Below are 2953 nucleotides of genomic sequence, written 5' to 3'. Positions count from 1 at the left end.
CATCTGGTGGCCAAATATCTGGAAGGGGTCACGGTACGTAAAGTGATCTATGTTCCAGGCAAATTGCTTAACCTGGTTGTGGGTTAACACAAGGAGGCTTTGTGCGACATCGTATTCTGACGTTGTTGCTGGGGTTGGCGGTGCTTGTCACCGCCGGCTGCGGTTTTCATCTGCGTGGCAACGCGCAGGTGCCCACAGAATTGCATACGCTGATCCTGGATAGCTACGATCCCTTTGGCCCACTGACCCGTGCCGTGCGCGAGCAATTGCGTCTAAGCGGGGCTAACGTGGTCAGATACGATCCGGCCCACAAGGAAGTCCCGTCACTGCGCATCGTCAATTCGACGCAAAACCAGGATACGGTTTCGATCTTCCAGGATGGTAAAACCGCAGAGTATCAATTGGTGATGACGGTGCAGGCTCAGGTATTGATCCCAGGGCATGATATCTACCCGATTAACGTTAAAGTGTTCCGTTCTTTCTTTGACAACCCGTTGACGGCATTGGCCAAAGACTCCGAGCAGGACATCATCATGCAGGAAATGCGTGAGCAGGCTGCCCAGCAAATTCTGCGTAAAATGCTGGCGGTGCACGCTGCGGTGCAAGAAACGCAAGAAAAAGCCGCTATCGCTGGTGAAAAAGCGGCCAGTGCCATAGCACAATGATCCGTCTTTATCCTGAACAACTTGCCGCGCAGCTCCGAGAAGGGCTGCGCGCTTGTTATTTATTGAGCGGTAATGAACCCTTGTTGCTGCAGGAAAGCCAGGATCTGATCCGCCAGGCCGCCCAACAGCAACAGTTCACCGAGCATTACAGCATTTCTCTGGATGTCCATACCGACTGGGATGCCATCTTCAGCATCTGCCAGGCCATGAGCCTGTTTGCCAGCCGGCAAACCCTGCTGTTGATTTTCCCCGAGAACGGCCCAACGGCCCCGATCGGCGAGCAACTGGTCAAGCTGGCCGCTTTGCTGCATGACGATATCCTGTTGGTACTGCGCGGCCCGCGCCTGAGCAAAGCCCAAGAGAACAGCGCCTGGTTCAAGGCACTTAGCGCCAAGGGTGCCATGGTCAGTTGCCAAACGCCCGAACAGGCACAACTGCCGCGCTGGGTCGCCCAACGAGCCAAATCCCTGCAGCTGGATCTCGATGACGCAGCCAATCAACTGCTGTGTTACTGCTATGAAGGCAACCTGCTGGCACTTTCGCAGGCCTTGGAACGGCTATCGCTACTGCATCCCGATGGCAAACTGACGCTGCCCCGCGTAGAGCAGGCGGTAAACGATGCCGCCCACTTCAGCCCGTTCCACTGGCTGGATGCCCTGCTGGCAGGCAAGAGCAAACGTGCCTGGCATATCTTGCGGCAACTCCAGCAAGAGGATGTCGAACCGGTGATCTTGCTGCGTACCCTGCAACGGGAACTGCTGATGCTACTGAATCTGCAACGCCGTATGGCGCACACCCCACTACGTACGCTATTCGATCAGCTAAAAGTCTGGCAAAACCGCCGCAATCTGATCACTCAGGCTTTGCAACGCCTGTCGGGTCAGCAATTGCGGCAGGCGGTGCACCTGTTGGCACAAATTGAGCTCACCCTCAAGAAAGACTACGGCCAATCGGTTTGGCCGGAGCTGGAAACCCTGTCGATGCTGCTTTGCGGCAAACCTCTGGCCACGAGTGTCACCGATGCCTACTAGCCCGCAACAGCCCCATACCCTGCACGCCTTTTTCGGTGGCACCTTTGACCCAATCCACTACGGCCATCTGCGCCCGGTGGCGGCCTTGGCTGAAGAAGTCGGCCTTGATAAGGTCACGTTGCTGCCCAACCATGTGCCCCCCCATCGGCCACAGCCGGAGGCCAACGCACAGCAGCGGCTAGCCATGGTTGAGCTGGCCATCGCCGGTAACCCGCTGTTTAACGTGGACGATCGCGAATTGCACCGCACCACCGCGTCTTACACCATCGACACTTTCGAAACGATTCGTAAAGAACGTGGCGCCGCGGCACCTCTGGCGTTTATTATTGGCCAGGATTCACTGCTGAGCCTGCATAAATGGCATCGCTGGCAAGACCTGTTGCACTTCTGCCACCTGTTGGTGTTGGCACGTCCGGGTTACAACCAGCAAATGGATACGCCAGAGCTGCAACGCTGGCTGGAACAGCACCAGATCGCCGATGTCACCCTGCTCAACCGCCAGCCGCATGGGTTTATCTACCTGGCTGATACCCCTTTACTGGAGATATCCGCCACTGAAATACGCCAGCGCCGTCATCAAGGCATCAGCTGTGACGATTTGCTGCCGCGCCCGGTGCAGCGTTATATCGAGTTACAGGGTTTATATCGATAGGCTGCATGCTATACTGCGCCGCTATTTTTCAGGTATCCGCTGAAAACCCCAAGGATCTTGGCTAGCTGGGTAAAACCAGCAGGCTTTCAGCGGCATCCTGCCGAAACCATCACGATTCAGGCCAGTGACTTTGGGCAGTTGCCCATAGCGTCCTGATGAACAGAACACACCCGAGGGGGAACCTTTGCAAGGTAAAGCGCTCCAAGATTTCGTTATCGATAAAATTGATGACATGAAAGGCCAGGATATTATTGCTCTGAATGTTCAGGGTAAATCCAGCATCACCGACTGCATGATCATCTGTACCGGCACCTCAAGCCGTCATGTAATGTCGATTGCCGAACACGTCGTGCAAGAAGCCCGCGCCGCCGGTATGGAACTGTATGGCATGAAAGGCCAGGCCATTTCCGACTGGGTAGTGGTCGATCTGGGCGAAGTGATTGTGCACGTGATGCAGGAAGAAAGTCGCCAATTGTATGAACTGGAAAAGCTCTGGGGTTAAGCGGTGAAACTGCAATTGGTTGCAGTCGGCACCAAAATGCCCGACTGGGTGCAGACCGGCTTTATGGATTACCTGCATCGCTTTCCGAAAGATATGCCGTTTG

5 protein-coding genes and 1 pseudogene are annotated in these 2953 nt (G+C 55.4%); all 6 read left to right on the top strand.

Translation table 11 applies throughout. The annotated features are described in order from the left end of the window. Positions 1–87 (top strand): hypothetical protein (locus tag ACLQ7H_RS23320; protein ID WP_411754717.1); only part of this gene is annotated, 87 nt, incomplete at its 5' end. Positions 88–101: 14 nt separating this feature from the next. Beyond that, a complete protein-coding gene (lptE, locus tag ACLQ7H_RS23315; protein ID WP_411754716.1) occupies positions 102–665 on the top strand; it encodes an LPS assembly lipoprotein LptE in 564 nt (187 codons plus the stop codon). Further along, positions 662–1696: a DNA polymerase III subunit delta gene (gene holA / locus ACLQ7H_RS23310; protein ID WP_411754715.1), complete on the top strand. Its 1035-nt coding sequence runs from the start codon at positions 662–664 to the stop codon at positions 1694–1696. The genes lptE and holA overlap by 4 nt, the downstream gene beginning before the upstream one ends. After that, positions 1686–2348, top strand: coding sequence for a nicotinate-nucleotide adenylyltransferase (nadD, locus tag ACLQ7H_RS23305; protein ID WP_411754714.1), 663 nt, complete (start codon positions 1686–1688; stop codon positions 2346–2348). The genes holA and nadD overlap by 11 nt, the downstream gene beginning before the upstream one ends. A gap of 184 nt (positions 2349–2532) precedes the next feature. Then, on the top strand, positions 2533–2850 hold the full coding sequence (gene rsfS, locus ACLQ7H_RS23300) for a ribosome silencing factor (protein ID WP_411754713.1): 318 nt from the start codon (positions 2533–2535) through the stop codon (positions 2848–2850). 3 nt (positions 2851–2853) lie between these two features. Further along, positions 2854–2953, top strand: a pseudogene (locus ACLQ7H_RS23295) (23S rRNA (pseudouridine(1915)-N(3))-methyltransferase RlmH); the annotation flags it as partial.

The sequence above is a fragment of the Serratia sp. (in: enterobacteria) genome (assembly GCF_046715635.1).
GTDB lineage: Bacteria > Pseudomonadota > Gammaproteobacteria > Enterobacterales > Enterobacteriaceae > Chania.
Note: the sequence above shows the minus strand (reverse complement) of the source record. Positions and strands in the feature narration are given on the sequence as shown.